This is a genomic window from Paraburkholderia sp. J11-2 (assembly GCF_905220185.1).
Classification (GTDB): Bacteria; Pseudomonadota; Gammaproteobacteria; order Burkholderiales; family Burkholderiaceae; genus Paraburkholderia.
The window spans coordinates 111,366-134,579 of the sequence record NZ_CAJMYY010000004.1; the positions used below are offsets into that span (position 1 = coordinate 111,366).

Below are 23,214 nucleotides of genomic sequence, written 5' to 3' on the forward strand. Positions count from 1 at the left end.
CTCACGCCAGGCCCGCCCCTCGATCGAGACGGCGGGCTTTTTCAACCCGGCATGACGACCGTTCAAGCCTTCTTCGGATACGAATACTTGAACGTCCCCTGCGCGCTCGCAATCAGCAGTTGATCGTCCACCCATGCCTCGGCGCGCGCAAAGAAGATCGAGCGGCCGCCACGCTCCAGAAATCCCTTCGCGCGCACGAACTGGCCAAGGCCTTTGTCGAGGTAGTTGGTCGTGAGCGAGAGCGTGAAGCCATGGCGCGGTGCGTCGCCAACCGGCGCGAACAACCCCGCATAGCCAGCCGCCGCGTCGAGCAGCGTGGCAATCGCGCCGCCTTGCAGCACGCCCTGGCGATTGAGCTTCGAGGCGTCGATAGGCATGACAAGCTCCGCATAACCCTCGCGCCACTGCGCGACGCTCACGCCGAGCGTTTCAAGAAATGGATTGTCCACGGCGAATTGCGACATACGCTGTCTTCCTTGCATTATCGGGCGATGCGATCGATTATAGGGTGGCTGTACGAAGGCCGCAGCGCAGCAATGCCGCCCGAACGACTGTTCAGCGAAATTCCGCGCAACTGTACATGGCCAGCACTGCCGCGCCGCACAACACTGCCTGAAGGCGCACGATCCGCGCCTCCCACGCAACTCACTTCCCGGTCAATCAAGGTACCCAAGATGAACGACAACGCGCTCCACTCCGATCCGCTGACCCCTTCGCGCGCTGCCGCGGCGGCGGCGGCCGGGGCCGCGCCCGTGCCTTGCCCCACTGTCGATACGCTCGACCGCATCCTGCCCGAGGAGCCGCTCCTCATGATGGGTGCGGGCCCTGTGCCGATTCCCGACGCCGTGGCCAAGGCCAACACCGTCGTCATCAATCACCTCGGCGACACCATGGCGCGCGTCATTCACCAGGTGAAGGCGATGGCGCGCTACGTGTTCCAGACGCACTCGAACTGGGTGCTCGGTGTAGCCGGACCGGGCTCGGCGGCCATGGAAATGGCGATCTCGAACCTCGCGTGGCCCGGCACCCGCGTGCTCTCCATCGTCAACGGCTTCTTCAGCCAGCGCATGGCCGAAATGGCGGGCCGCGTGGGCGCCGAAGTCACCACGCTCGACGTGGCCAACCGCGAGATCGCCTCGCTCGAAGCCGTCGCGCAGGCCATCGAGCGCACGCGCCCGGCAGTCGTCACGATCGTCCATGGCGAAACGTCCAACACGGTCTGGAATCGTGAGCTCAAGGAAATCGTGCAGCTTGCCAAGGCCGCCGGCGCGCTCGTGGTGGTCGACGCCGTGTGCACGCTGAGCACCATGCCGCTGGAAATGGACGCCTGGGGCATCGACGTCGTGATCACGGGCGGCCAAAAGGGCCTCTCGTCGATCCCCGGCGTGTCGCTCATTGCCTTCTCGGACGCCGCATGGGAGCGCGTGCGCACGCGCACCGCGCCGAACACGCACTGGTGCCTCGACGCCATGCTCGCCGAAAACTTCTGGCACAACGCCGGTTACCACTACACCGCGCCCGTTTCGGGCGTGCTGGCGCTGCACGAGGCGCTGCGCCTCGTGTGCACGGAAACGCTTGAAAAGCGCTTTGCGCGCCACCTGCGCTGCTCGCTCGCGCTGCAAAGCGGCGTGAGCGCGCTGGGCCTCGCGCTCTATACGCCGCCAACGTGCCGCCTGAATTCCGTGGTCGGCATCGAGCTGCCCGAAGGCGCGACCGCGCGCGAGGTGTGCAACCACATCTCGCAGCAATATCAGGTTGAGATTGCCGGATCGTTCGGTCTCCCGATCGTTCGCATCGGGCAAATGGGCGAGCAGTGCCGCGAGCACAATCTCTTCCGCACCGTGCACGCGCTTGGCCGCACGATGAGCGACCTCGGCGTGAAGGTCGATCTGCCTGCCGGTGTTGCCGCGCTCGAAGAGTCGCTTTCGGCCGGCTCGCGCGAAACACGCCGTTAAGCGCTCATTGCGCCGCACGGCCGCTCAAACACTCAAACACGCCGCGCGCGAACGCAGATGAACGCCGGCGACTGCACGAGTTCTGCGTGCAGCGCCGGCGATACCGCCTTCATTTCCGCTTGCGGCACGGGTTCGAGCACGCGGTCGATGGCCCAACCCGTTTCCATGAGCGCGTTGAAGATATCGGCAAGCGGGCGCCTGAATGCTTCCACCCAAGGCTTCGGCTCGCCAAAGCCGCCCCAATGCAGGCCGAAGCGCGTCGTCTCGAAGTAGGTGCGCGAACCGCGCGTGCGCGTGTCGATCCAGTCGCGCATGGGATGGGACATCGAAAACACCAGCAGTGCGCCTGGGCGCGCCACGCGGTGAAACTCCTGAAACGTCGGCGTGAGGTGCTCGACATAATCGAGTGCGAGCGAGCACACGATACGGTCGACCGAAGCGCTCGCGAGCCATTCAAGCGGCTGCGCGAGATCGCCCTGCGTGAGCTCGACGGCAAGGCCCGCGCAACGCGTCTTCGCCAGTTCGACCATCGCTGGCGTAACGTCGAAGGCCTGCACGCGCGCACCCTCGCCCGCCAGCTCCGCGCTCACGATGCCGGGCCCGCAGCCCGCGTCGAGCACGTCGAGTCCCGCCACCGCGCCCAGCAGGGAGCGCGTGGCGGGACGCTCGTAGAGCGCGTTGTGCGGCTTGACGGGGGCCTGCTCGGCGTAGCGATCGGCGAACTGCGTGTAGCTGGCGCGGCCGGGCGGTTCGTTGGGCGCTGGGGTGGTGTTCTTGTCGTCGGTGGACATGAGAGCGGTTGGATGGCGATTGGGTACGCTATTGTCCATCGTTTCACGCCTGCGGACCAACGCCGCATCAGGCTACACCTACCCAGCCGGACCTACCTGGCCGGGTAGGTCCGGCCGGACTAGAACAGCACCGAAATCCCCGCCATGCCGACAAACTGCGCGTTCGTCGACGAAGGCGTTGCGTTCTGCGAGTCCCCCACTGTCGCCACGGCGCCGGTGATAGCGCCTGTGGCGCCGAGCGTCTGACCGTTCGCGCGCTGATACGCCTGCAGCGCATAGAGCGTGGTGCGCTTCGAAAGATGCCACGACTCGCGCAGCGAGTATTGCTGGTAGCGCGCTGCGTTCGCGATGCCGTTCGCCTTCGCCGCCATGGTGTACGAGAACGCGCCCGCGAGATCGAACGCCGGTGTCGCGCGCCATGCGGCCAGTGCGCCGTACGTGTTGAACACGGCCGTGTTCGCGAACGCCGCGCTGCCGCCCGCCAGATATTGCACGTTGGTGTAATTCAAGCCGAAAGTGAAATCGCCCAGCGTGTAGTTGCCGGCGGCGGCGATGTTCTGCACCGCGCGCGCCGACGCATAGCCGCGATTCACCGCCGAAACGGCAAACGAGCCCGACGCGTTCGGATCGAAGTTCAGCGTGCGGCCCGTGTTATTCAAGCGCAGATAACCGGCCGCGAGGCTCAGCGGGCCTGCCGTGTAGCGCAGCGCGGCGCTGAGGCTCTGCCCCGCGCCCGGACTGCCGGCTATGCCGCTGAATCCGTACAGCACGCTCGCGCTCACGCCCTTGAAAACGGGTGACGTATAGGTGAGCGCATTGTTGATGCGCACCGTCGTGTCGAGGCTGTCGTAATCGCCGGGGTGCGCGCCGGTCGCGCCCGTGAGCCAGCTGCTGGACGCAAGCGGCCCGACGAAGAGCATATAGGGCGTGTACTGGCGGCCCAGGGTCACGGTGCCGTAGGTGTCGTTGGCGAGGCCCACGTAGGCCTGGCGGTTGAAAAGCAATCCGGCCGACGACGCCGCGCCCGTGTTCGCGTCGAAGCCTGCCTGGAGATCGAAGATCGCACGTGTTCCCCCGCCCAGGTCTTCGTTACCGCGAAGCCCGAACTTGGAGGCGTAAAGGTTGCCCTGCCGCAGGTATACGTTCGAGCTGCCGTTCTGGTTGTTGACGTAGCTGATCGCGTCGTCCACGACGCCGTATAGCGTCACGTTCGATTGCGCTTGAACGGGTGCCACCTCGCAGATTGCTGCCGCAAGCAGAAAGGCACGCAGCGTAGCGTGTTTTTTCATCAGGTCTCCTTATGTTATTGAACGCACCGGCTAGCCGAACGAAGCGGGCGATAGCCATGTCATACGACAACCGATATCATGAAAAATCGGAGCCATCGTAGATTTGCACCCGGACGCCGTCAAGCACCCCTCCCGCGATACGCCGACCTTTATCGCAAAGGTGTGATTTCGCTCAAACCGGCGAAATATAAAGCGCCAAACACGCGTACTGGCATCGCCTGCGCGGCCCTGCGTATCTTGACACCTGCTAACCGCAAAACTTAGCATCAGCGAAAACATAGATGTGCGTTGTCGTATAACTTGTAGCGGTCACGACCCGGCACGCACGACACGGAGCGCCTACACGAAAAGCCCCATTTAATTAGTACAGTGAACTGATTTCCAGGCGCAACACGTCACCGCGCGCGGAAACAGGAGGAGACAAAACTTGAAAACAGTCAAAGGCCTGCGCTGGTGGATCATTGCCCTCGTTTGCGTGGGCACCATTCTGAACTACCTGGCGCGCAACTCGCTGGCGGTGCTCGCGCCCGAACTCCGGCACGTGCTGAGCTTCAGCACGCAGCAATATTCGTATATCGTCGCCGCCTTTCAAATCGGCTACACCATCATGCAGCCGGTGTGCGGCATCATCGTCGACCTGCTCGGACTGCGCATCGGCTTCACGCTGTTCGCCGCGTTGTGGTCCGCAGCGGGCGTCATGCACGGCTTCGCCACGGGCTGGCTGTCGCTCGGCGCCATGCGCGGCTTGCTCGGTCTTTTCGAAGCCGCGGCCATTCCCTCGGGCATGAAGGCCGTTGCGGAATGGTTTCCCGACCGGCAAAAGTCGGTGGCAGTCGGGTACTTCAACGCGGGCACGTCGCTGGGCGCCGTGCTCGCGCCGCCCGTCGTCATTTTCTTTTCACTGCGCTTTGGCTGGCAAACGGCCTTCATCGTGACGGGCGCGGTCGGTTTCATCTGGGCCGCCGCCTGGTACGCGCTCTATCGCGCGCCCAGCGCTCACCCGCGCATTAGCGAAGGCGAGCGCGCGTTCATCATGGAAGGGCAACACCGGCCGGCGGCGCAGGGCAAGGCGAGCACGCGTGAGGTCGTCACATCGCGGCGCTTCTGGGCGATTGCATTGCCGCGCTTCTTCGCGGAACCGGCCTGGCAAACCTTCAGCTTCTGGATCCCGCTCTATCTGGCCACGGAACGCCACATGGACCTCAAGCAAATTGCCGCGTTCGCATGGCTGCCCTTCGTCGCCGCGGACCTGGGCGGCATTCTGGGCGGCTATCTCTCGCCCTTCCTGATGCGCCATTTCCGATTGCCGCTGCTGTGGTCGCGCGTGGCGGGCGTGGTGCTCGGCGCATTCATGATGATCGGGCCCGCGTGCATCGGGCTCGTCGCTTCGCCGTATATGGCCATCGCGCTCTTTTGCGTCGGCGGCTTCGCCCACCAGATGATCTCCGCGCTCGTCAACACGCTCGCCGCCGACGTGTTCGACCCGCGCGAGGTCGGCACGGCAAGCGGCTTCGCGGGCATGGCCGCGTGGATCGGCGGACTGAGCTTCTCGCTCGTGGTCGGCGCGCTCGCCGACAAGGTCGGCTACGGCCCACTGTTCGCGAGCCTCGGCGCGTTCGACCTGATCGGCGCCGCGCTGCTCGTGTGGCTCATCCGCGGGCAATCCCGCAGCGAATACAAGCTGGCGCGCGCATGACAGCGCCCGGCAAGACCAACAAGGATTACCCATGACGACGCTCCTCCATCCCCCCAGGTTCACGCTCGCGAAGCAAGACGGGCACCACCTGTGCCTCGAAAGCGCGCAAGGCGCCACGATCGATGTGTTCGTGCTCGAAGAAGACATCGTGCGCGTACGCGTGTTGCCCGATGGCCGCGCACATGGACCGCGCACGTGGGCCATTGCGCCAGGGCTCGACGACGTTCCGTACGAGGGCCGCGACCGGCTCGATGTGACCGGCTTCACGATGCCTTCGTTCGGCATCCTTTCCAATCCGGATGAGATCGGCGTCGAGACCTCGCAGATCCGGCTCACCATCGCGCTGGCAGGCGGCCACTGCACATGGGAAATGCGCGACCGCGACGGCTGGTTCTGCGTGCTGCAGGACCGCGCGACGCAGGCCTACAACTTCGGCTGGTGGGACGAGCGCGTCTACCATTACGTGCGCCGCCAGCCCGGCGAGATGTATCTGGGTCTCGGCGAACGCGCCGGCTCGCTCGACCGCGCGAACCAAAGCTACCGCATGACCAATGTCGACGCGATGGGCTACAACGCGAGAACAACCGACCCGCTCTATAAGCACATTCCGTTCTATTTGACCTGGCAACGCGATGCGCGGCTCGGCTTCGGCCTCTTTTACGACACGCTCGCCGACTGCACCTTCGACATGGGCCGCGAGCTGGACAACTATCACGGCCCCTACCGCCACTTCGTCGCCGACCACGGCGACCTCGACTACTACTTCATCGCCTCGCCGCAAACGCCGCTTGCGGCCGTGCGGCGCTTCACATGGCTCACCGGCCGCCCGGCGCTCATGCCGAAGTGGGGCCTCGGCTACTCGGGCTCGACCATGAGCTACACCGATGCGCCCGACGCGCAGCGCCGCATGGGCGAATTCCTCGAGCGTTGCCGCGAGCACGATATGCTTTGCGACTCGTTTCATCTGTCGTCGGGCTATACGTCGATCGGCGCGAAGCGCTATGTGTTCAACTGGAATCACGAGAAGTTTCCCGACATCGCGCGCTTCGTTCAGGATTACCTGGAAAATGGCGTGAAGCTATGCGCGAATATCAAGCCATGCATGTTGCGCGATCATCCGGAGTTCGAACAAACCGCGCGAGAAGGCTTGCTGATCGAGGACCGCAACGGCGAACCGGCGTGGGTGCAGTTCTGGGACGACGTAGGCGCGTATCTCGACTTCACGAACCCCGCCGCCGCGCTCTGGTGGAAGGCGCACGTGAAAGACGCGCTGCTGCGCTACGGCATCGCCGCCACGTGGAACGACAACAACGAGTTCGAGATCTGGTCGCCCCACGCTATGGCCCATGGCTTCGGCACGCCGTGGCCCGCGCGTGAAGCCAAGGTTCTGCAAACGCTGCTGATGATGCGCGCCTCGCGCGACGCGCAGCGCGAGCACGCGCCCACTACGCGTCCCTTCCTCGTTTCGCGCGCGGGAGGTGTGGGCATGCATCGCTACGTGCAGACCTGGTCGGGCGACAACTGCACCTCGTGGGAAACGCTGCGCTACAACCTGAAAATGGGCTTGGGGCTGGCGCTTTCGGGCGTGTCGAACATCGGCCACGATATTGGTGGCTTTGCGGGTCCCGCACCCGAGCCGGAACTGTTCATGCGCTGGATACAGTTCGGCGTGTGGATGCCGCGCTTCTCCATTCACTCCTGGAACGACGACGGCACGGTCAACGAACCGTGGATGTACCCGCAACTCACGCCCCAGGTTTCGGCGCTGCTCAAACTGCGCTACCGGCTGCTGCCTTATCTGTATCAGTTGCTCTGGGATTCGACGACGCACTACGAGCCCGTACTGCGCCCGACCTTCGCTGAGTTTCCCGACGACGCGCGCTGCTACGCCGAATCCGACGACATGATGGTCGGCGCTTCGCTGCTCGCGGCGCCCGTGGTCGAGCCGGGGCAAACGGAGCGCGAAGTCTGGCTACCAACCGGGGCGCGCTGGACCTGCTACTGGAGCGGCGAACCGTTCGAGGGCGGCCAGAGCGTGACGCTGCCCGCGCCGTGGGACCGGCCCGTCATGCTGGTGCGCGAGGGCAGCGTGATTGCGCTGAACGTCGCCGAGCAGCAGTTCGGGCATCGCGCCGACCAGCGCGCATTCATCGTGGTGCCGTTCGCGAGCGGCGAACGCGTGTGCCGCCGCTATGTGGAGGACGACGGCGAATCCGAGGCGTGGCGGCATGGGGCATTCGGCGAGTGGATTGTGTGCGCGCAAGGCGACGCAACCACCCTCACGCTCGCCGTCGAAGCGACCGGGGCGATGCCTCATGCGCCTATGTCGGCGGAGGTCCGCTTGCCCGCAAGCGAAGCGCGCGGCGTGGCCGTGGCCGCGGGGCGCATCGTCACGGACGAGCGCATGGGCGGCTGGCGTCGCATCGTCATCGAACTCGGTTGATGTAGCGGGACACCGGGCGCCGGTCAGTCCCGCTGATACCGCACCCCGTATGGCGGGCCGCCCTGGCCCGCCCCCACTTCAGTGAATTGCCCGCGAAAAGCCCACACAAACGCGACCCCGGTTATCATCGCGCTCTTGCGTGCGCGATCCCGATGCGCACGGCATAACGCAACCGCAGGCAAACGATGTCCCCCATCCCTTTCGACGCCATCCTCTTCGACTGTGACGGCGTTCTCGTCGACTCAGAGCGCATTACGCACGTGGTCCTCACGCAGATGCTGGGCGAACTCGGCTGGACACTCACGGTGGACGAAGCCATGGGCATCTTCGTGGGCAAGGCCGTGAAAGACGAAGCGGCGCGTATCGAGGCGCACACCGGCTTCGCGATCACGCATGCCTGGCTCGAAGGCTTTCGCGCGCGCCGCAACGAGGCGCTCGAGCGCGATCTCGTCGAGATTCCGGGCGCGCCCGCTGCCGTTCGCGCGGTGCACGCGGCAATGGACGGGCGCATCGCCGTGGCCTCGGGTGCGGACCGGCGCAAGGTCGAGCTGCAACTGCGCAAGGTGAATCTGCTCGACTGCTTCGAAGGGCACATCTACAGCGGCCACGAAACGCCGCGCAGCAAGCCGCATCCCGATGTCTATCTCGCGGCGGCGGCCGGTCTGGGCGTGGCGGCCGGGCGCTGCGCCGTGATCGAGGACACGGTCACGGGCGCGCGCGCGGGCCTCGCCGCGGGCGCCACCGTATTCGGCTACAGCCCGCCCGAGCCCGGCCACAGCAGCGCGCAAGCGTTGCTCGAGGCGGGCGTCGCGCACGTTTTCACCGACATGGTGCAGCTCCCCGCCCTGCTTGCCGGCTGGTCAAATCGTTAAGCGCCTATAAAAAACGGCCAACAGCCGCGCTCCCCGCGTATTGTTGGCCCCACGCATCACCGCGCACCACATAGAAAGCAGCCCGTTCCCGACTCGCATACCATCCGAGTCGTGGCGCTGCGCAAGAAAAAGATAGTTTGCTATCGAATCGCTTTGGGCTATTATCCGCCGATGTCGAATCTTCATACTTTACGCCTTGCGGTTAGCAGCACGCTCGTGGTGGCGGCACGCAAATGGCGGCGCACGACGCACGGCGCGCTCACCGCATACAACGTCTCCGAAGCGTGCGCCGCGCCGCTTCTCACCGCCGGGCGTCTCGGTGAAGCCGTGCGCCAGGTCACGCTCGCGGAGCACGTGGGCATTGAAGGCCCTTCGCTCGTGCGGCTGCTCGACCAGCTGTGCGCCGCCGGGCTCGTACGCCGCGACGAGGACCCCGACGACCGCCGAGCCAAAACGATCTCGCTAACGAGCGAAGGCCGCGCCGTGACCGAGCGCATGGAGGACGAACTGCGCTCGCTGCGTGCGCGCGTGCTCAAGGGCGTGAGCCGCGCCGACCTCGAAGCGACGCTGCGCGTGCTCAACGCGTTCAATGCGGCGCCCTCCGCTGACCAGGCTGACCGGGCCTTACACGACTGAAAGCAGAAAGCGGACCCATGACCTACCCCTCCATCCGCGACTGGCTCTTTTCGGTCAAGACCTTCGCCGCGTCGATGCTTGCGCTCTATATCGCGCTCGTATTCCAGCTGCCGCGTCCCTACTGGGCGATGGCAAGCGTGTACATCGTCTCGAACCCCTTCGTGGGCGCCACGCGCTCGAAGGCACTGTATCGCGCGCTCGGCACGGCGCTCGGCGCGGCCGCTGCCATCCTGCTCGTGCCGCCCTTCGTCGAAACGCCGCTGCTTTTCAGCGTGATCGTCGCCGCGTGGACCGGCACGCTGCTCTTTCTGGCGATCTCGGACCGAACCGCGCGCAGTTATGTGTTCATGCTCGCGGGCTACACCATGCCGCTCATCGCGCTGCCCACGGTGACCGATCCCACCACGATCTTCGACGTGGCCATCGCGCGTACCGAGGAAATCACGCTCGGCATCATTTGCGCGAGCGTGGTGGGCAGCAACATTTTGCCGAGCCGCCTCGCGCCCACGCTGATCGAACGCGCCGACGCGTGGTTCCGCGACGCCGCCTGGTACGGCAGCGAAACGCTCTCGGGCCATATTGTGGGCAACGCGCTTTCGGCCTGCCGCCAGCGCCTGGCGGCCACTGTGAACCAGCTCGAATTCCTGCTGAGCCAGCTGAGCTACGACCACACGCACCCGGAAATCCTTTCGCGCGCCGAATCGCTGCGCGGGCGCATGCTGCTCTTTCTGCCGATGATTTCCGCGCTCGCCGACCCGCTCATCGCGCTGCGCCGCGATTTGCATGTGTGGCCCGAGGGCCTCGACAGTCTGCTCGACGACGCGGCCCGCTGGTTCAGCGAGCCGCTGCCCACGCGCGCCGCCGACATGCACGACGACGCGGGCGACGCGACCGCGGAAAGCCTGCGCAGACGCGTCGCCGCGCTGCAGCCCGCGCGCGACGCGCTGGCGAGCTGGGAAGGCGCGCTCCTCTCCAACGCGCTCTGGCGCCTCGGCCAGGTGATCGACGTGTGGCAGGACTGCCGCGCGCTGCGCGCGCTCATCGCGCACGACGGGGGCGGCACATGGCGCGCGCGCTATCGGCACTGGCGGCTCGGCGGCACCGAGCGCTTCTACGACCGCGGCCTCATGCTGTTCTCGTGCTTCGTGCCCATGAGCGCGATCCTCGTGGCCTGCTGGCTGTGGGTGAGTTCGGGCTGGCACGACGGCGCGGGCGCGGTGACACTCGCGGCCGTGGCCTGCTGCTTCTTCGCGGCGTCCGACGAGCCCGCGCCCCTCGTGTTCCGCTTCTTCCTCGCCACGGCGGCAAGCGTGGTGTTTGCGGGCCTGTACCTGTTCGTCGTGTTGCCCAAGGTGCACGATTTCGCCATGCTCGTGTTGCTGTTCGCGGGGCCGTTCATCCTGATCGGCACGCTCATTCCACGCCCTGCTTTCAATATGGTGACGATGCTCGTGGCCGTGAACACGGCGACCTTCATCAGCGTGCAGAGCGCCTACGAGGCCGACTTCCTCGTGTTCCTCAACAGCAATATCGCCGGCGTGGCGGGCCTGCTGTTCGCGTACCTGTGGACGCGCGCAACGCGCCCGTTCGGCGCCGAACTCGCGGCGAAGCGCTTGCTGCGCTCGAGCTGGAGCGACGTCGCGCTCTCGGCCTCGCCCACGCCCATCGCGGACCAGCGCAACCTCACCTCGCGCATGCTAGACCGGCTCATGCAGATCATTCCGCGTCTGGCCGCATCCGACGACCATCGCCATCCGTCGGTCGAGAGCTTTCGCGATCTGCGCATCGCGCTCTCGGCGCTCGATTTGCGCCGCTCGCTGCGCAAGCTCGACAGCGAAGTGATCGACGCGATCGACCGCGTGCTCAGCGGCGTGAGCGACCACTATGCGCGTTGCGCGCGCGAAAGCGAGCGCCAGAGCGCGCCGCCCGCGCTGCTCGCGAACATCGACGACGCCATGCGCCGCGTCGCGGCCCACGCCCGCGCGCAACTGCCGCCCGCCACCGCAGGCGACGCCGAGGCGCAGAGCGCGCCGCGCGCGCTCGTTTCGCAGCGCTCATTGAGCAACACGCTGCACGCGCTCGTGGGCATGCGCCTCGCGCTGTACCCCGCTTTGTCGGCGCAGTCGCCTTCCCACCCGGACGCCACGGTATGAGCGCGCATTCCTCTTATCCTTTTTCGAAACCCGCATCATGATCGGCGAAATCGATATTTTTGGTGTGTTCGTGCCCACCGTGCTTGTGTTGATGCTGATCGCGTACCTCATCAATGTCGTGATCGGCAAGGTGCTCACGCGCGTCGGCTTCTATCGGCTCGTGTGGCATCGTTCCATTTTCGATCTCGGCATTTATGTGTTTGTGCTGGCTGCCGTCGTCATCGTGTCGCATCGCTTCGTGAAATAACGTTAACGTGAAAAAAACCTGGTTCTCCGCAGGACAGATCCTGCTGACGCTCATCGTCGTCGTGGTCGCCGCCCTCGTGCTGTGGCGCATCGTCAACTACTACATGTTCTCGCCGTGGACGCGCGACGGCCGCGTGCGCGCCGACGTGATCCAGGTCGCGCCGGACGTAGGCGGCCTCATCACCGGCGTCGACGTCGTCGACAACCAGCAGGTCAAGCAAGGCCAGGTGCTGTTCGTGATCGACCAGGCGCGCTACGCGCTCGCGCTGCGCCTGGCACAGGCCACGCTCGAGCAGCGCAAGGCCACGCTCGCCCAGGCGAAGCGCGAATACGCGCGCAACATCGCGCTCGGCAATCTCGTGGCAGCGGAAACGCTCGAAGAAAGCCGCACGCGCGTCGATCAGGGCGAAGCCGCGGCGGCCGACGCCCAGGTCCAGGTCGATACCGCCAAGCTCAATCTGCAGCGCACGACCATCGTGAGCCCCGTGGACGGCTACTTGAACGACCGCGCGCCGCGGGTTGGCGAGTACGTCACCGCGGGCCGCGCCGTGGTCGCCGTGGTGGACATGCATTCGTTCCGCGTGGATGGCTATTTCGAGGAAACGCGCCTGCACGGCATTCAGATCGGCCAGCCCGTTGAGATCACGGTGATGGGCGAGTCGAGCCCGCTGCGTGGTCATGTGCAAAGCATCGTCGCGGCGATCGAGGACCGCGACCGCCAGGCGGCCCCGAACCTGCTGCCCAACGTGAATCCGGCGTTCAGCTGGGTGCGTCTCGCGCAGCGCATTCCGGTGCGCGTGGCGCTCGACGAAGTGCCCGCCGATTTCCGCATGATCGCGGGCCGCACGGCAACGGTGGCCGTGCGCACGGAGGCGGGCAACGACCGCCAGGCCGCAGGCGCGAATAACGCGAGCGGCGCCGTCGCCTCGCAGCCCGCTACGGCTGCGAGCGCGCCTGCCGCTTCGCACGCCGCCGGAGCTTCGCAATGACACGCCGCAGTCTCTGGCGCCGCCGCTCCTGGTCCAACCTCGCGCTTGCGCCGCTCACGCTCGCGCTCGGCGCGTGCATCACGCTCGGTCCCAACTACCACGTGCCGCAGGAAGCCATGGTCAATGCGCCGTTCGCGCAAGGGCCGATCGAAGGCGCGGACCATGCGCCCGTTTCGCAACTGGGCGTGCCCGCCAACTGGTGGCAGCTTTACGACGACCCCACGCTCAACGAACTCGTGCAGGAAGCGCTGAAGTCGAACACGGACCTGCGCGTGGCGGCGGCGAACCTCGCGCGCTCGCGCGCGGCGGTCGATATCGCCAACGCGCAAGGCGGTTTCTCGGGCAACGCGCACGCCGCCGTCGAGCGCGCGCAGGTGTCGGGCGAACAGTTCCTCCTGTTCGAAAAGGTGCCCGTTGCGACGCTGGGCGACCTCGGCCTCAACGTGTCGTACGAATTCGATCTGTTCGGCAAGCTCAGGCGCGGCGTGGAAGCCGCGCGCGCCGACGACGCAGCCGTGGAAGCCGCCGCCGATCTCGCGCGCATTACCGTGGTCGCGAGCGTAGCGCAGGCTTACGTGGAATCGTGCTCGGCCGCCGAGGAACTGGAGATCGCGCAGGAATCGCTCAAGCTGCAGAAAGAGCGTGTGGCGCTCACGAAGCGCCTGCGCGACGCGGGCCGCGGCAACCAGCCCGACGTGACGCGCGGGCAGACCCAGGCCAACACGATCGCCGCCGATATCCCGCGCTTCGAGGGACGCCGCCGCGTGGCCCAGTACCAGCTCGCCATGCTACTCGCGCGCGCACCCAAGGACCTGCCGCCCGCCGCGCTTGCGTGCAAGCGCCTGCCCAAACTCAAGCAGCCGATTCCCGTGGGCGACGGCGCCACGCTCCTCAAGCGCCGGCCCGACGTGCGCGAGGCCGAGCGCCAGCTTGCGGCGTCCACTGCGCGCATTGGCGTGGCGATCGCGCAGATGTACCCCGACATCACGTTCGGTGCGGGCGTGGGCACGATCGGCCTGACGAGCGATCTGTTCACCCCCGCGACCAACGCGTGGTCATTCGGACCCCTGATCAGCTGGACCTTCCCGGTCAACGGCCAGCGCGACCGCGTGCATGCGGCGGAAGCGGCCACGGGCGGCGCGCTCGCGCACTTCGACGGCGTGGTGCTCAATGCGCTGCGCGAAACGCAGTCGAGCCTCGCCACCTACGCCGCCGACGACCAGCGCGCCGATGCGCTGCGCACGGCCTACACATCCGCGCAGCAGTCGGCGGACGAAACGCATCGCCTCTATGCGGCGGGCCGCGAACCGTTCCTCTCCGATCTGGACGCCACGCGCACGCTGACCAGCGTGCATGCGCAGGTCGCGGCCGCCGAAGGCCAGGTTGCGCTCGACCAGGTACGGTTGTTCCTCGCGTTGGGCGGCGGCTGGGAAGGCAATCAGCAAACGCTGCAGCAGCAAGGCGCTCAAAGCGCGCCGGCAGCAGCCGCTGCAACGTCGCCAGCGCCGGCGAACTAAAGACGCCGGCCCCCCTCAGCGCGCCACGCCGCCTTGCGCGGCGTCGGCGCGCATCAACTTCTGCGGCTTCGCAAGCGCGCCGCGCACCTCGAAGCGCACGGTGTCGATCACCTGCCCTCGCGCATCGACGAGTTCGAGCGTGTGCTTGCCGGGCCACGGCAGCCACGCCACACGTGCGGCGCCGCCCAACACCTTGCCGTCCAGGCGCCAGTTCACACGCGCGCTCGAGCCCGTCGCGCGCTCGAACCATACACGCTGACGCTGCGCAGGAATATCGGGATCGAGCGCGAAGATCGTACCGTCAACAGGACTGCCGATCTGCGCCGGGCCGCGCGCGAGATCGGCGGCGTTCGAGGCGAGGCCCACCAGCGGAGTCGACGTGCCCGCGATGAACCACTCGTTGCGCGCGGGCTCCACGGCGTCGGCGAACTGCACGCGCACACGTTCGACGCCAGGCGGCGCAGCCGGCGCGACGCTCGGCACGCGCCGATGCAGATAGCCGACGATGGCGGCCCACACCGGCGCCGCGCCGGTCACGCCGGAAACGTCCCACATGGGCGAGCCGTCCGCGTTGCCGACCCACACGCCCACCGTATAGCGCGACGTGAAGCCCACGGTCCAGTTGTCGCGCATGTCCTTGCTCGTGCCCGTCTTGACTGCGGAAAGCATGCGCGTATCGAGCGGGCTGTCGAAATCGAAGGTACGCGTGCGCGCGTTGTTGTCCGCGAGAACGTCGGTGACGATGAACGCGGACTCGCGGCTGAATACGCGCTTTGACGCGTTATTCGGCACCGCCTTCGCAGGCACGGGCAATTCGGCGATCGGGCTCACGACGCCGCCATTGGCCAGCGCGCGATACGCATTCGTGAGCGTGACGAGGCTCACGTCCGCGCTGCCCAGCGCGAGGCTGAAGCCGTAGTAGTCGCCCGCTTGCGTGAGCGGCAGGCCGAGCGCCGTGAGCGTTTTCGCGAAGCGGTGCGGCGTGACCATCACGAGCGTGCGCACAGCCGGCACGTTCAGCGAAGAACCGAGCGCGGTACGCACGCTCACCCAGCCCTTGAAACCCTTGTCGTAGTTCTGCGGCATGTAGAGACCGCCGCCCGCGGCAAGGTCGAGCGGCGCGTCGTCGAGCAGCGATGCGGTCGTCACGCGGCGCTCGTCGATGGCCTCGGCGTAGAGAAAAGGCTTGAGCGTCGAGCCCGCCTGGCGCAGCGCCAGCGCCGCGTCGACCTCGCGCGCTTTCGACAGGCCTCCCGATGAACCGACCCAGGCGAGCACTTCGCCCGTTGCGTTGTCGAGCACGACCACCGCGCCGTCCTGAACGTTGCGCGGATGCGCTCGCGCGTTGAGTTCGATGAGCGTGCGCGTGAGCGTGTCGCGCGCGTAGCGTTGCAGGCTCGCGTCGAGCGTCGAGCGCACGCGCATGCCGGGCGCGGGGTGCACGGCGTTCGCGATCTGGCGCGCGAAGTGCGGCGCAAGCTGCGGCGAGGTTTCGCTGCGGCCGTCGAGCGAAGGATCGTCGGCGGCGATGGACGGGCGCGCGAAAGCCATCTGCACAAAGGCATCGAGATTGGGGCAGCCGCTATCGACGTTCGCGGCGCGCATGTCGCGCAGAATGCGGCACGCACGCGTGGCGACCTTCATATAGGGCGCATTCGGTGCGCGGATCAGCGCGGCGGCGACGGCCGATTCGCGCTCGTCGAGGCCCGAAGGCGCCTTGCCAAACAGCGTTTGCGAAAGCGCGGAAAGCCCCACCGACTCGCCGCGAAACGGCACGAGGTTCAAATATGCTTCGAGAATCTGGTCCTTGCGCCAGTTATGCTCGAGCCGCAACGCGTCCACCGCCTGCACGGCCTTTTGCGCGAGCGAGCGCTGGCCCGAGTGCTTCGGGTCGTCGTCGAGCAGGCCGGTAAGCTGCATCGTGACCGTGGAGGCCCCGCGCGTGCGCGTATTCCACAGGTTCGCCCACGCGGCGGCCGCCGCGCCGCGCCAGTCCACGCCGCTATGCTCGTAGAATCGTTTGTCCTCCGAAACGACGATCGCTTCGCGCAGCGCCGGCGAAACGTCGGCGAGCGCCACCCAGTCGCCGCGCCTCGCGGTGTGTTCCACGCGCGTGCGCTGCAGCGGCGTGCCGTCGCACGCGAGCAGCACCCAGTCGGAGCTTTGCCACTGGCCGCGCACGTCATCGAAGGTCGGCAGCGCGAATGCGGGCAGCGGCAGCAACACGAGGCATAGCGTGGCAACGCCAAGTGCCCTCGTGCAGCGATGCCGCAGCGCGACCGGGCGGCTCATTGCACTGCCTTCACGACCACCGGCGCATTCGGCGCGACGCCGAACGTAGCCGGCGCATAAAGCGCCTCCACGCGCGTGGGCGGCAGCCCGAACGTGCCGACGTTGTTGAGCCGCACCGTGTACTCCACCGAGAGCTTGCCCTTCGGCAGAAACTCGTAATAGGCACGATAGCCGTCGAAGCCGCGCTCGATGAATGCGGGCCACGGACCGTTCTCGTCCTGCTTCTCGCCCTGCGTCGCCACGGCCGAATCGCGCCCGAGCCCGGAGCCAAGAATCGTCGCACCTGCGGGAATCGGGTCGTTCACGACGACCCACGTCATGTCGGTTTGCGCGTCGATGTCGAGGCGCACGCGCACGATGTCGCCGCGCGTGTACACGCCCTTCACCGCGGCGCTCACCGGCGTGACGGTCTTCGTGATGCGATAGCCTGCCGCGAACGGCGCGCGCAACGCGAGCGCCGCGAGGCTTTCCACTGTGGCCCACGGCTTGCCGCTTCCCTCCTGTGTCAGCGTGAGGGTCCCGCTCTGCTTTGGCCATGCGAGAAGCGTGCTGCGCGCGGGCGCATTGCGCGTCGCCGCCGTGGCTCCACTCGCGCTCGATGCCGCTTGCGCCGCCACGTTCCAGGCGACGACGCGAGACGTGTCGCCGAGCTGGATCTTCGTCGCGCCCGTTACCGGATCGCGCTCGAACACGCGCGAGAAGCGCTCGACCGCAAGCGAGCCGTACGCGTTCGCGGTCGTCGTGCTCCATGCGCCGTTGCGTTGCAGCGCGAGCAGGCCCGCCACGAGCCGCGGCATTTCATCCTTCCACGCCGGGTTATCGACGAACGCAAGCGCGAGGCGCGCCGCGTTGACTTCGGTGCCCGTCATGAGCCACCACAGATCGTCTTCGGCGGCAGTAGAGAACGTAAGCTGCGTGCCCTGCCACGTAAGACGCGAGCGCAGGATCTGATCGAGCTGTGCCAGTTTTTCCGCGCGCTGCGGCACGTCGCGCATGCGCGCGAGACTTTCCGCATAGTCGATGACCGCCGACGTAGGCCACTGGTTCGGCGCGATCTCGATCGAGCCGAACTGGCGTGCGTTCGCCGCGCCGTAGCGCGAGAGCGCATCGATGGCCGCAAGCTTGCGCAGATCGAGGTCGCGGCGCGGCGCCCACGAATTGCGCTCGATGCGGCCTTCCACGAAGCGAGTGAGGCCCTCGACCATCTTGCTGCGCAAGGCGTCGGGAAGCGCGAAGCGCGGGTCGAGCTTCGACGCCTCGTCGCTCACCGTGAGCAGATACGCGGTGAGCGCGGTGCTGCCGTGGCTTGCGCTGCCGTCGGCGGGCGGGAAGTAGTTCGCGAGGCCGTCGCGATCCAGATACACCGGCATGCGCGCCAGTTCCGCCTGCCAGCGCACGGGGTCCCGCAGACCGATCGCGATCGACGTTTGCTGCTCGAGGCAGGAATACGGATAGCGCGTGAACCAGCGGCGCACGCCGGGCAAGCCATCCGCGAGCTTCGGCTGCAGCGACACCGCGATGCCGCCTCGCACCACGCCTGCGCGCGTTACGCTCGCATTGGCCGGCGGCGCAACGGGAATCGAGAGCGTACCGTCCACTTGCGCGAGCGTGGCCTGCTGCACCGTCACGGGTATCGCCGCGCTCACCTGCTGCGCGAGCTTCACCGCGTCCGCCGCGTGCGCGCCACCCTGCTCCGCCGCGCTTACGTTCCACACGAGCGCGGGCCGCTCCGCCTCGGCGAGATCGTCGGGAACCGCGACCGTCCAAGCAATCTCCCGCGAGGCATTGGGCGCGAGGTCCACAGTCTGCGCGTCGAGCGCGAGCGGCGGCACGTTCGGCGTGACCCGCACTTTCATCGCGCGCGCAGTCGTATTGCGCAGGGTGAATTGCGCGCGGAAGGTATCGCCTTCGCGCACTTGCGGCGGCAGGCCCGAAATCAGCTGCAGGTCTTGCGTGCTCTCGATGCTCGCGCTGCCGGTGCCGAAACGCACCGCCCCGCTCGCCGCGACAGCGACAATGCGAAAACGCGTGATCGAGTCGTTCAGCGGCACGTCCACTTGCGCCGTCCCCTTCGCGTCGAGCGTGACGCGCGGGTTCCAGTAGAGCAGCGTGTCGAAGAGTTCGCGCGTCGCGCCATGGCCGCCGCCGCCGCCCGCCGGCACCGCCTTGCGCCCGAAGTGACGACGCCCGACGATCTCCATCTGCGCCGTAGCAGTGTCCACGCCGTAGGCGCGTTGCTGCAGCATGGCGTCGAGCAGGTCCCAGCTGCGGTTCGGCATGAGTTCGAGCAACGCCTCGTCCACGGCCGCCACAGCGATCTGCGTGCCCGCCGGCACCGGCTGGCCGTCAGGTAGTTGCACGCGCAACTGTACGTGCGACGTTGCGCGTACCGCGTAGCGTTTCGCATCGGGCGTCACGTTCACCGCCAGCCGGTGCGCCGCGTCGCCCACGCGGATTTGTGCGAGGCCGTAGCGGAAGGCAGGCTTCGACAGATCGACGAGCGGCGTGGGCGCCTCGTACTGGCGGCCTTCATACCAGAACGCTCGCGCCCATTCGAGCGGCGCCTTCCAGCCCCAGGTGAAGAACGAGTACCACGGCACTTCGTGAATACGCCCACGCAGCGCAAGCACCGAAACGTAGACGTTCGGCCCCCACGTGTCACTCACCTTCAGCTCGACGGTCGGGTCGCGCCCGTCGAGCTGCACCACGTGCGTTTCGATGATGCCCTCGCGCTCCACGGCCACGAGCGCCGTGGCGAAGCGAAACGGCATGCGCACCTGGAAGCGCGCAGTCTCGCCGGGCTCGTAGCTCGTCTTTTCGGGCAGCACGTCGATACGGTCCGTGTTTTCGCTGCCGAACCAGAGTTCTTCCTCGCGCGTGACCCAGACCGAAGTCGTTGCCGTGGACGCATGGCCGTCGCCGTCGCGCGCCGTGGCCACCAGCTGGATGTTGCCCGCTTCCTTGAGCTTGGCGTTGCATGTGAGCAAGCCGTGATCGTCGCTCGTGCCGCTGCACAGCGTGCCGAGGTCGCGCGTTTCGGTGTGGTTGTCGTAGGCGTAGAAGCCGCCCACCATGCGCTTGCGCGACGTGGTCGTGATCTTCGCGACGCCCCGCACTTCGAGCTTCACGCCCGCGTGCGGCTTGCCCTGCAAGTCGAGCGCAATCGCAGTGACCGGCACCGTATTGCCCACGGAAACCCAATGCCCCGACTTGATGCCCGCCACTACGGCCGCTGGCCAGAGCGTGGCCGCACCGCTGATGGTCTGCACCTCGCCGTTCGGGTCCGCGAAGGTCGCTTCTAGCGCCAGGCGCTTCGGTCCCTCCACGCTCGGCAGGTTTTTCAGCACGAGCGTACCGGCACCGTTGCGGTCGAGCGTGAGCGGCTCCTTGTCGGCCACGAGCTTCGCGACCTCGTTATCCTCCTGTGGGCCGCTCTCGTCGTCCTCGGATGTGTTGTCGGCCTGGCTCTTGCTCACGTACAGCGTGAAACTGAAATCGCTGTACGTGCTGGCGAATGACGGCGTCGTCTCCTTCACGAGCGCCGAAACCTGCACGGGAAGATTCGACGCCGCGCCGCCCGACACGTAATCGATCTGCACCGCGACGCTCGCTTGCGTCGCCGCGACGAGCGGCGATGTTTTCTCGTTCTGCACGGCTATCGTGCCCTTGAGCACCGGCAAGCGGAACGCCTCCACGCGGAAGCTGCCGCTGTCGTAGCTCATGTGTATCGCGTCGGCGCTGTTGTCGGCTTCGTCGCTGCCTTCGCCCGCCGTGCTCGCGTTCGCGTCGCCGTCGTCGAGCGAGACGTCGTATTCGCCAAGCTTCGCTTCGGGCGGCAACGCAAAGGTCGAATCGGCCGTATGGTCGGCGGCCCATTTGAGCGGCAGGTGCCACGTCTGCCCGCTGCCCGCATGGCGTATCGTCACGCGCGTGGGGTACTGCTGCGGGAACGCGAAGCCACGCATCGTCTGCGCGCGGATGAAGTGTTTCATCGACACCGTCTCGCCCGCGCGCAGCAGCGTACGGTCGAACACGGTATGCGCGCGCACCGTGGGCGCCACGCTCGTATCGGTCGGCACATTGAAGCGCCACGACTCGATGCCGCGATTCCAGTCCGACTGCACGAATGCCATATCGGGGCCCGTTTTCGGGTCGTCGATGCGCGCTGAGACAAATAGCCCGCTGAAACTGTTTTCGCCGCAGTCACGGTGGTTCGAAAGCGGGCCGTCGATCGTCAGCAGTCCGTGAGAATCGGTTTTTCCCGTGGCGAGCGTCTCGCCATTGCAATCCGATACGTGCACGTCCGCGCCCGCTACCGGCTCGCCCTTGTCGAGCGATGTGACCCACACCACGCTGTTCTCGCGGCCCTGCTTGAAATGCACGCCGAGATTGGTGACGAGCACGGTCGTGCGCACGTACATGGGCGCGGGCTTGCCGAGCAAGGATGCCCCTAGCGATGGCGAAGCGAGTTCGATCACATAGAAGCCTGGCTTCGGCACGGGTATGCCGACCACTTCGAACGGCCGCAGCGCCTTGGGATCGGCCTTGGGCAGCGTGAGCGTCTGCACGCCCGGCTGGCCGTCGAGCAATGAGAGCGAGCGCACGTCGATAGTGCGCTCCTTCGCGTCGTCGTCCCCATCACCCGTCGTGCGCGGAATCACCACCGGCGACTTTGCTCGCGCGAGCAACCCCGGCATCAGCTTGTCGATCGACGTTTCGCTCATGCCGAAGTTGTCGAATTGATCGACGAGACGCATCCAGCGGCGCATGTCTATGTCGGACTGCACCGCGAGTTTTGCGAACTTCGCTTCGCCCGCGTTGAGCCCCTGCACGTGCAGGTCGGCCTCGACGTTGCGCAGTGTGACCGGCACGAGCGGCGGCGTGCCCGGCTCCGCATAGCGCTCGATGATGCCGAAAGTCGAGGACGGAAATTTCGCGAGCGGCGGCATCGGCGCGGTTGCCGTGTGCAGCGGGAACAGGTCGGCGTTCGCGAGCGCCCGGCCGCTGACGTCCTTGAGGCCCGCGGGCGCGGTGAGCGTGAGCGTTGCGTGATCGGGCAAGGGCGCGGCGAACGAGATCGAGCTGAGTTCGTTATCCTTGTCGTCCGCACGGAAGCTCGGAGCGATTTCGCCCTTCGGCCCTTGCAGGCGGAACTTCTGCGCGTCGGCGCGCGCGATGGGCGCGCTCAGATCGATGCGCAAGGGCCGCAGCGGCGTGCATGGCGCCTTCGCATTCTCGCGCTCGCAACTCATGCTCGCGGTGAAGGGCGCGCGCACCGTGAAGTCGAAGCGGCGCTCCACGTCGTTGGGCGTGCCGTTCGGTCCCAGCACGCCCTTGCCGTACACGAGCTGCATCTTCGCGCTCGAGGGCAGCGTTTGCTGGCAGGCGAGCGTGAGCACGCTGGCGCTGTCCTTCTCGAGCCGGAAATGTTTGAGCAGCGCCGCGCGCGTTGATGTATCGGCAAGCTGCACCGGAATGCGGTTGCCGAGCCCACCCGACTCGCACCATACGTGTTCGCGCACGGAAGCCGGCGTGGCGGGGCCATTGAGCTTCAGCACGAATACCTGGTTTTCCTCTATTTCGCCGCCGTAGGGTCGCACGCTCACCGGAAACGGGCCGCCCGTCGAGAACGTGAAGCGGCGCGCGCCCGTCACGGCGTTGCCTGCCTGCGACTTGAGCCCGTCGGCGAGCGTGACGCTGCATTGCACGTCGGGCGGCAGATCGGCGGCGAAATCGTAGGCCCACGTCTTGCCGTCGATCCAGCGGCCCTGGCCCGCACTGGCCGCCGCATTGCTGCATTGCAGGCGCGCGGGGGCCTTCGCGTCGGGCGCACCGAACGCCACCATGGCCTCGTCGAACTTCACCACCGCCTGGCGCACCTGTGCCACAGTCCCCTGGGGCGACACGCTCACCACGCGCGCGGCATAGGCGCGCCACGCCCAGACCATGCATAGGCCCAGCACCAGCGCTAGCGCCAACGTCCACCACCCGCCAGTTTTTCGTGTTGTTCGTTGCATCGACCGGTCCTCGTTTGCGCGCACGACGCGCGGCCAGTGCCGGGCGGCGTGCGGTGAATGGTACAGGGCGCCGCACGCTTACGCGCCAGGAATGGCCGGCCGCGCGCTTGCGCAAGCGGCTCGCGCCGAACGCGCAGCATGCCGCGACCTGCCAACCGGCGATATCGGAAACCGCTGAATTTTCGAAAGGGCTACGGCGGAGGGAGGACCGCGTGCAATACGCTAGCCTGGCTTGCGAACGCGAGCCGGTGGGAGATCGGGCGAATGTGTGGCGATGATGCGCAGAGAAGGCGCGCCGAGGAGATTACCGCGCCCCGC

14 protein-coding genes are annotated in these 23,214 nt (G+C 66.8%); 9 read left to right on the forward strand and 5 right to left on the reverse strand.

The genetic code is table 11. The features are described from left to right. Positions 1-62 precede the first annotated feature (62 nt). Positions 63-464 carry a PaaI family thioesterase gene (locus U5A57_RS07065; protein ID WP_321909387.1) on the reverse strand — a complete coding sequence of 134 codons (402 nt, stop codon included), beginning with the start codon at positions 462-464 and terminating at the stop codon, positions 63-65. Positions 465-809: 345 nt separating this feature from the next. Between U5A57_RS07065 and U5A57_RS07070 the strand changes: the two genes are divergently transcribed. After that, complete coding sequence (locus U5A57_RS07070; protein WP_321909832.1) at positions 810-1,955, forward strand: alanine--glyoxylate aminotransferase family protein; 1,146 nt, start codon at positions 810-812, stop codon at positions 1,953-1,955. A 32-nt stretch (positions 1,956-1,987) separates the two neighbouring features. Here the strand turns inward: U5A57_RS07070 and U5A57_RS07075 are convergent, their stop codons facing one another. Beyond that, a complete protein-coding gene (locus U5A57_RS07075; protein ID WP_321909833.1) occupies positions 1,988-2,746 on the reverse strand; it encodes a class I SAM-dependent DNA methyltransferase in 759 nt (252 codons plus the stop codon). Between the two features lie 119 nt (positions 2,747-2,865). Continuing rightward, positions 2,866-4,035: a porin gene (locus U5A57_RS07080; RefSeq protein ID WP_321909389.1), complete on the reverse strand. Its 1,170-nt coding sequence runs from the start codon at positions 4,033-4,035 to the stop codon at positions 2,866-2,868. Between the two features lie 427 nt (positions 4,036-4,462). Here U5A57_RS07080 and U5A57_RS07085 point away from each other — a divergent pair, with 427 nt between their 5' ends. From U5A57_RS07085 to U5A57_RS07120, 8 genes are all read left to right on the forward strand, one after another. Continuing rightward, positions 4,463-5,731 (forward strand): MFS transporter, encoded by a 1,269-nt coding sequence (locus tag U5A57_RS07085; RefSeq protein ID WP_321909391.1) that lies wholly within the window; start codon positions 4,463-4,465, stop codon positions 5,729-5,731. Positions 5,732-5,762: 31 nt separating this feature from the next. Further along, positions 5,763-8,174 carry a glycoside hydrolase family 31 protein gene (locus U5A57_RS07090; protein WP_321909393.1) on the forward strand — a complete coding sequence of 804 codons (2,412 nt, stop codon included), beginning with the start codon at positions 5,763-5,765 and terminating at the stop codon, positions 8,172-8,174. A gap of 185 nt (positions 8,175-8,359) precedes the next feature. Next, complete coding sequence (locus U5A57_RS07095; RefSeq protein ID WP_321909394.1) at positions 8,360-9,046, forward strand: HAD family phosphatase; 687 nt, start codon at positions 8,360-8,362, stop codon at positions 9,044-9,046. Positions 9,047-9,217: 171 nt separating this feature from the next. After that, a complete protein-coding gene (locus U5A57_RS07100; protein WP_158760321.1) occupies positions 9,218-9,682 on the forward strand; it encodes a MarR family winged helix-turn-helix transcriptional regulator in 465 nt (154 codons plus the stop codon). Positions 9,683-9,699: 17 nt separating this feature from the next. Beyond that, positions 9,700-11,835 carry an FUSC family protein gene (locus tag U5A57_RS07105; protein WP_321909396.1) on the forward strand — a complete coding sequence of 712 codons (2,136 nt, stop codon included), beginning with the start codon at positions 9,700-9,702 and terminating at the stop codon, positions 11,833-11,835. Between the two features lie 37 nt (positions 11,836-11,872). Then, the gene (locus U5A57_RS07110; RefSeq protein WP_158760323.1) at positions 11,873-12,082 is read left to right on the forward strand and encodes a DUF1656 domain-containing protein; all 210 of its coding nucleotides are present in this window, start codon (positions 11,873-11,875) and stop codon (positions 12,080-12,082) included. 7 nt (positions 12,083-12,089) lie between these two features. Next, entirely contained in the window at positions 12,090-13,070 is a 981-nt protein-coding gene (locus U5A57_RS07115) for an HlyD family secretion protein (RefSeq protein WP_321909401.1), read from the forward strand. Further along, positions 13,067-14,587, forward strand: coding sequence for an efflux transporter outer membrane subunit (locus U5A57_RS07120; RefSeq protein ID WP_321909402.1), 1,521 nt, complete (start codon positions 13,067-13,069; stop codon positions 14,585-14,587). Before U5A57_RS07115 ends, U5A57_RS07120 begins: the two co-directional genes overlap by 4 nt. Before the next feature lie 15 nt (positions 14,588-14,602). Here the strand turns inward: U5A57_RS07120 and pbpC are convergent, their stop codons facing one another. Then, complete coding sequence (gene pbpC / locus U5A57_RS07125; protein WP_321909403.1) at positions 14,603-16,879, reverse strand: penicillin-binding protein 1C; 2,277 nt, start codon at positions 16,877-16,879, stop codon at positions 14,603-14,605. Continuing rightward, entirely contained in the window at positions 16,876-22,896 is a 6,021-nt protein-coding gene (locus U5A57_RS07130) for an MG2 domain-containing protein (protein WP_321909405.1), read from the reverse strand. The genes pbpC and U5A57_RS07130 overlap by 4 nt, the downstream gene beginning before the upstream one ends. Positions 22,897-23,214: the final 318 nt, after the last annotated feature.